The sequence below is a fragment of the Gorillibacterium sp. sgz306347 genome (assembly GCF_059735245.1).
This window is the reverse complement of the sequence record NZ_JCAPET010000085.1, coordinates 1-7146: the sequence shown is the minus strand read 5'-3', so window position 1 is coordinate 7146 and position 7146 is coordinate 1. Positions and strand designations below refer to the sequence as shown.

The 7146-nt window shown below is 55.9% G+C and carries 5 protein-coding genes; 3 read left to right on the top strand and 2 right to left on the bottom strand.

All coding sequences use genetic code 11. The features are described from left to right. Positions 1–798: 798 nt before the first annotated feature. Positions 799–3414 carry a family 16 glycosylhydrolase gene (locus tag AC6I6H_RS22295; protein WP_497956777.1) on the top strand — a complete coding sequence of 872 codons (2616 nt, stop codon included), beginning with the start codon at positions 799–801 and terminating at the stop codon, positions 3412–3414. A 175-nt stretch (positions 3415–3589) separates the two neighbouring features. Here the strand turns inward: AC6I6H_RS22295 and AC6I6H_RS22290 are convergent, their stop codons facing one another. Beyond that, the gene (locus AC6I6H_RS22290; protein WP_497956773.1) at positions 3590–4738 is read right to left on the bottom strand and encodes a DUF4179 domain-containing protein; all 1149 of its coding nucleotides are present in this window, start codon (positions 4736–4738) and stop codon (positions 3590–3592) included. After that, the gene (locus tag AC6I6H_RS22285) at positions 4707–5231 is read right to left on the bottom strand and encodes an RNA polymerase sigma factor (RefSeq protein ID WP_497956772.1); all 525 of its coding nucleotides are present in this window, start codon (positions 5229–5231) and stop codon (positions 4707–4709) included. Before AC6I6H_RS22285 ends, AC6I6H_RS22290 begins: the two co-directional genes overlap by 32 nt. Positions 5232–5510: 279 nt before the next feature. Between AC6I6H_RS22285 and AC6I6H_RS22280 the strand changes: the two genes are divergently transcribed. Both AC6I6H_RS22280 and deoD read left to right on the top strand, forming a co-directional pair. Continuing rightward, positions 5511–5810 carry an adenine deaminase C-terminal domain-containing protein gene (locus AC6I6H_RS22280; protein WP_497956778.1) on the top strand — a complete coding sequence of 100 codons (300 nt, stop codon included), beginning with the start codon at positions 5511–5513 and terminating at the stop codon, positions 5808–5810. 39 nt (positions 5811–5849) lie between these two features. Further along, positions 5850–6575 (top strand): purine-nucleoside phosphorylase, encoded by a 726-nt coding sequence (gene deoD / locus AC6I6H_RS22275; protein WP_497956770.1) that lies wholly within the window; start codon positions 5850–5852, stop codon positions 6573–6575. The last annotated feature ends 571 nt before the right edge of the window (positions 6576–7146 follow it).

The window sequence follows — 7146 nt, the reverse complement described above, 5'->3', positions numbered from 1 at the left end:
TTTATTTTCATTTTCTGTGGTGCCCGCCAGGGCATGGGTGGCTAATGGTTGCCACAGAGCTTATCCGGCTAAAAAGTCTCTGTTTCCTTCTCTAACGGTTGTGAGCGGGCTTATTTACGGCCAAAAGACGGACAAGCGGCCTCTGACCGGCAAATAGGCGCAGTGGCAACCGTTACATTCCGGGAAGCCCCGGCTTTTGCGAAATAAGCTCACTGGCAACCGTTAGCGTTTCCCAGCCGGCCGCCGGCAGAGGTAAACAGGCCGCATTTTCCGCAGCCGCGTTTGCCGGCACGTCCTCCGCCATACCGCGCGCCAGGTACAGCTACCGCTGCTTTCACCGCCGTCCTCCCGCTTTTTCCGATTTCGCCGCCGCTCCTCACGCTTTTCCGATTTCGCCGCCGCTCCTCACGTTTTTCCGATTTCGCCGCCGCTCCTCACGCTTTTCCGATTTCGCCGCCGCTCCTCACGCTTTTCCGATTTCACCGCCGTCCTCACGCTTTTCCGATTTCACCGCCGTCCTCACGCTTTTTCCGATTTCACCGCCGTCCTCACGCTTTTTCCGATTTCGCCGCCGCTCCTCACGCTTTTTCCGATTACGAGCCAAACCTTTTCCCCCTCCGTATAAACTCCCTGAAATAAGAGCTCAACACAATCGCCAAATCCGAAAAAATGGTGCACAATCAAAAAAATGGTACCTATCCATCCGATGAACCCATTCGCTAAAATGGAGACGATTCCCAGTGTAAGCGTTTTCTCGAACGCTGGCGGATCCATTATGGTTCAAAGGAGGGTATTAGGATGCAAGCACACAGGGCGGAAAGGCGGTTTTGGCTGAAGGCGTTCAGTTTGTTTTTGGCGGTCGTGCTGCTGGCGGGTGTCGGTCTTTTGCCAGGCTCGAAGGTTCAGGCAGCGGAGGGAACCAAAATTACTTCGATGGCTTACTTTTCAGCGGCGGACGGGCCGATCATTACGAAATCGGGGGTTGGACAAGCCAGCTTCGGCTTTGTCATGCCGGTCTTTAACGGAGGCTCCGCCACCTGGAGCGATGTTGTTCAGGACCTGGGGGTAAAGGTGAAGGTGAACGGCAGCTGGGTCGACATCGACAGTGTCGGAAGCTTTGTCTACAACCAGAACTGGGGGCATTGGAACGACGGAGGCTTTACCGGCTATTGGTTCCTCCTCACTTCCTCGACCGAAATTCAGCTCTACTCCAAAGCGAATGGGGTTACCCTGAACTACAGCCTTGTCTTTCAGAACATAAACAAAACCACCATTACGGCGATGACCCCTACCCAGGGGCCGCAGCTCACGGCGAGCTATACGGGCGGGTCCGGCTTTACTTATCCGGTTTTCAACAATAACCCGGCCATCCCCTATGCCGCCGTGGCGGAGGATCTGAAGGTGTACGTCAAACCCGTCAACAGCAGCCAGTGGATCGACATCGACAACAATGCGGCCAGCGGCTGGATTTACGATCAGAACTTTGGCCAATTCACCGACGGAGGCGGCGGCTACTGGTTTAACGTAACGGAATCCATTAACGTCAAATTGCAATCGAAAACCTCTTCCGCCAACGTCGTGTATACCATCACTTTTCCGAAGCCCGTAAGGAACTCCTATGTTCTTACGCCTTATGAAGGGACGACCTTTACGGCGGACGCGAGCGGGGCCATCGGCGTCCCGCTGCCCAAAATCGGCGGGTCTCCGGCGATCGGCACGGAGCTTGGCGGCTTCGTGTATCAGATTAATATCAACGGCCAATGGGTGGACCTGAGCGATTCCGCCCGGAGCAAGTTTGTCTACTCCGCGAACGGCTACAACAACCGGTCCGACGCCAACCAATGGGGCTATTGGTCGGATTACATCTACGGGCTGTGGTTCCAGCCCATTCAGGAGAATATGCAGATCCGCATCGGCTATCCGTTAAACGGACAGGCGGGCGGAAGCGTGGGCAGCAATTTTGTTACCTATACGTTCGTCGGCAATCCGAACGCTCCCCGTCCGGATGCAAGCGACCAGGCGGACATTCCGATCGGAACGCCAAGCGACCCGGCCATCGCGGGAATGTCGCTGATCTGGCAGGATGAATTTTCCGGGACCGCGCTTGACCGAAGCAAATGGAACTACGAGCCCGGCTACTACCTCAATGATGATCCCAACACCTGGGGATGGGGCAACCAGGAATTGCAGCACTACACGACCAGCACGCAAAATGTCTTCCTGCAGGACGGAAAGCTGACGATCCGTGCGTTGAACGAACCAAAAACTTTCCCGCAGGACCCGGGCCGGGTTGCTCCCTACTCGTCCGGCAAGCTGAATACCAAAAATCTGTTTTCGCTTAAATACGGCCGGGTCGACTTCCGCGCCAAACTGCCCATCGGCAACGGCATCTGGCCGGCCTTGTGGATGCTGCCGCAGGACAACGTTTACGGCACCTGGGCGTCGTCCGGCGAAATTGACGTCATGGAAGCGAGGGGACGCTTGCCGGGCACAACCAGCGGCGCGATCCACTTTGGCAGTCAATGGCCGGCGAACCGGTTTCTGTCCGGCGAGTATCACTTCCCGGCCGGGCAAACCTTTGCCAATGACTATCATGTCTACTCGGTGGTCTGGGAAGAGGACAGCATCAAATGGTATGTGGACGGCAAGTTCTTCTTTAAGGCTACCCGGGAGGAGTGGTATTCCGCAGCCGCCCCGAATAACCCGAACGCTCCCTTTGACCAGCCGTTCTACCTCATCATGAATCTGGCGATCGGCGGGACCTTCGACGGCGGCCGGACCCCGAGCCCGTCCGATATTCCGGCCACGATGCAGGTGGATTATGTGCGCGCCTATAAAGCAGGCGGCGGGAATCCCGGAAACGTACCGGTTTCCGGCGTCACGGCAACCCCCGCAACGGTACAGGTGGAGGCCGGAAAAAGCGTCCAGCTGAGCGCCACTGTGGCCCCGTCGAACGCCACGAACAAGCAGGTCGCCTGGACCTCCGCCAATTCCGGCGTCGCATCCGTGAATGCGAGCGGTCTCGTAACCGGGGTCGCCCCGGGCACGACAACCGTAACGGCCCGAACCGCAGACGGCAATAAAACCGCCGTCTCCACCATCACGGTCGTCCCCGCTCCTCCGACAACCATCGTTATCGGCGATGCGGTAAAGGGCCTTAAGAAAACAGGCGACGACCTGCTGTTTTATGTAAATGGCGCAACCTTTGCCGACTTGCACTACCGGATCAATGGAGGCGTGCAGTTGAACGTCGCCATGACGCATACGGGGAACGGCAACTATTCGTATCCCGTCAAAAACCTGCGCCCCGGAGATAAAGTCGATTACTCCTTTACCTATAATCCCGGTCAAGGAGCGCTGGATACCCCTTGGCTCAGCTACGTTCATGGAGTAACCCAGGGTACGCCGCAGTAAATCGGGCCATCCGGATCGAAAGCCCACCGTTAAGCCCCGGAGGACCGAAGCCCGCTTCCGCAAGCGCCGGTGCGAAAACGCGTCGTCAGGCCCTCTCACGGCAGCAGGCTGCCGGGATTTTCCCGGCAGCCTGTCTTCTGTTTATCCTGCGCTTACGCAGAGCCTTAAAGGCTTCCTACTCAGCCGGTACCGGGAGCGTAAATTCAAGCTCGGGCAAGTATTGTTTCCCGCCCTTGCCTTGCGCCAGATAAGGGCGGATACGAAGCTCCTGCGGCCGCTCCTTGAAGGGAACGTACTGCGCCGCGTTCACATACACGCCTTTTTCCGTTCCCGGTGCGCTGCTGCCGCCCATGGCCAGCGCCGTCTCCCCGCGCTCGTTCAAAATTTCGTACTCCAGCGAATCCCCGACGCTCCCCAGCTCTTGTCCTTCCTTTGCGTAAAGCTTCGTTTCCAGCACCAGACTGGCCTCGGTCATCTCCACCTTCCCGATCGCCATTTCGAAAGTGCCGGATGTCTTTCGTTCGTCCGACGTCAATACCGTCCAGCTTTGGGTCGTTTTCTTCACGGGAAACGCCAAGGTAAACGCCTCGCCCACCGCAGGGTCCCACAGCCGGACCTCCAGCTCGAAGGCGTCCGGCAAATTGAGCGAAGCGGTTCCGGTCTCCGCCACTGCCGCCTCCAGCGTCAGAATTGAAGCGTGGTGATGCAGAATATCCGATGCCAAATGGCGGGTTGCCTTGAGCTCTTCGCCGTTGGCGTAAACCTGAATAGGCTGCTTGCCCGGCTCGCCTTTTTTCAGACTCGCGGTATAGTCCTCGTATCCGCGATCCAACCATTTTGTAAGCGGCGGGTTTTTGCCGTCGGCGGTTTCCCGGCTGAGCACCATCGAGATACGTGTACCGTCATAAATAAGGTCCGAGATGCGGAAGGTGACGCCGTCATGCGTCGCCTGTGCGTTTACCGCCATAGACATCCCTTGCAAGGCGGCTGTTTGCAGCCCGCCGTCACCGGCCTCGGCAAAGAATCCTCCCACAAGCGGAAGCTGCTTCAGCGCGCTTGCCATCGTTGGGGACACAAGGCCCGACCCGATGATGCAGCCCGCCACCACCGCCGCCGCTCCAGCCGCGAGACCCGCTGTACGGATGCGGCGGCTCAAACGCCCCGTCTTCGTTCCTGCACTTTGCCGAATTGCCGCCTCCTTCGGTTCCTCCAAGTCCGGCAGCGCCTGACGTTCCACGCGCTCCAGCACAGCCTCCGCCGTTTTTGCCGCATCCGTCCTGATGTACGCCGGTTTAGCTTGACGAATAAGCGTCTCCAAATTCATGCCGCTCCCCCCTGACCAATTTTTCCTTCAGCGCGGCTCTGCCCCGCGCAAGCCGTGATTTAACCGCTCCTTCGCTCAGCTTCAGCGAGAAGGCGATTTCCCGAACCCGCATGTCTTCGAAATAATACAAAATGACCGGTGTACGGAACTTCTCCGGCAGGGACAAGATCGCCGCGTAAACCTCCCGGTCCCTGCTCCGCTCCAGATACACGTCCTCCGTGCTTTTATCGCCCCGCTCCGGCAAAAACGCAGACGGCCGCTCCCTCCGGGATTTGCGGAGCGCGTTCAGGCATTGGTTGATCACAATGCGCACCAGCCAGGGAAAGGGCCGGTTCGGGTCCTTTAACGTGTCGGCGGCCACATACGCCTGGACAAACGCCTCCTGCACCAGCTCTTCCGCCCGGCTTTGGTCGCGCACATACGTATAAGCTACATAGGTGAGCCGATCCCGGTAAAGCCGCACCCATTCCAGCAGTTGCTCCTTCTGGTTCATCCTCTCACCTTCTTTCCACCATAATGACACACAAGCGGGGAAATGGTTTCAAAAAAAGAAAAAAAGGGGTTTTCAAAATCATAGCCTGCCCCCGATAAGCTGCCTCCTCTACCCGAACGCAAAGCCGGTGACACTGGGCGGCATCTGAAATCCCTTTATCCACCTCCATGTGCAACGTGATTGAGATCATTCCCAACAGCCTCGTTACCCGCATCGGCGAGAAGAAATTGACGTTCACGAGGGAGCCTTTTGTTCTTCTATTGAGCGCGATCTGTTAAAATTAGTTGTTGTGGAAAGGCATCGCGCAATATTGTCGCCGTCGGCGCGACCGATCGGGAATTCCCTGCTGCAATCGGGCGCTTCATGAAAACCAATGGACGATGGGCTTTCGGCTTTCGTAGAGGGCGAAGAAATGGCGGCCTCGCTTGCTCTCCCCGTTGCGGGGTAATGTCTGACAAAGAGTATACGGTTGTCTATGAAGAGTTAAAGATAGTAAATGAGGCGACTGCCCGCATTGGTTCGCCGAAGGCCTTTCAGCCTTTTAAGATGCCGTCCTTTCCACCCCTTTTCGCATATTGATATTTCCATCAAGCCCAATCATGAAGGAGCCGTGACACTATGAGTACAGCCCAATTTAAAGAAACCCCTCACATCAAGCCCAATGGAGCCGAAATAGCAGAAACGATTTTGCTGCCCGGCGATCCGCTGCGGGCGAAATTTATCGCCGAAACCTATTTGCAGAATGCCGTGCTTTTTAACGAGGTGCGGGGGATGCTGGGTTATACCGGAACCTATAAGGGAAAGAAAATTTCCGTGATGGGAACCGGCATGGGAATGCCCAGCATGAGCATTTATTCCTGGGAGCTTATTCACGTTTTTGGCGTGAAGAACTTGATCCGTGTCGGGTCTGCCGGGGCGCTTCAAGATCAGCTGAACCTGTATGATATCGTCTTGGCCATGGGGGCCTCGACCAATTCGAATTACGCCCATCAATTCAATCTCCCGGGGCAGTATTCGATTACCGCTTCCTTCGATTTGCTGGAAAAAGCCAAGCAAGCCGCCGATCGTAAAGGGCAAAAGGTCTATGTGGGAAACGTTCTTGCCAGCGATGTTTTTTATAATGCGGATCAAACGGCGGCGGCCAAGTGGAAGGAAATGGGCGTCCTGTGCATCGAAATGGAGTCCGCGGCCTTGTACATGAACGCGGCCCGTGCCGGCGTGAATGCTTTATGTATTTTGACGATCAGCGACCATGTGTTTCGGGCGGAGGAAACAACCTCCGAAGAAAGACAAACCTCTTTTACGAAAATGATGGAAATCGCCCTGGAGGCATCCTGCTCATAAAAGCTGCGAAAAAACGGACGGCAAACGAAAACATCCCCATCAACAGCAAGGGGACGAATGTTTGGGACAGGCTCGTCGTCTCGCATGCGCCACAAGGAAGCCTTCGGCGCCTTGTTGTAACGGCTAGTTTAAAGCCGTGGGTTCAGGCTATCGGGAAAGTCTTGATAGCCTTTTTCGTGCGAATTAATTTTAGACGGCCGCGTTAATGTTCAATGCTATAGCACAACCATTTTGCCCCTTACAACGGTACACGTTCCGAACGTCAATTGGAGCGAAAAATCCAAGCCAATTTGGCCTGCCTCTGGCTTCAGGGCCTGGCGCCCCCTCCGGCATCGTAGTTTGGAAAAGAACGAAAAGGCGGTGGACGTCTATCTGCAAAAAGGCGCGGGTGCAAAATCCAAATTACCCGAGGGCTTCGCGTTTGCCGATGGGACAGGAAGTGCAAAAAAGCAACTAATCACCCCTTGATCGGCTGTTTTCAACCGAATAAATTCAAAAAAGCATTTATCCCCCCCATTTCCCCCGTTTATCGCAGTAGACTTGCAAAAAAACTTACATGGTGCCTGTAAGA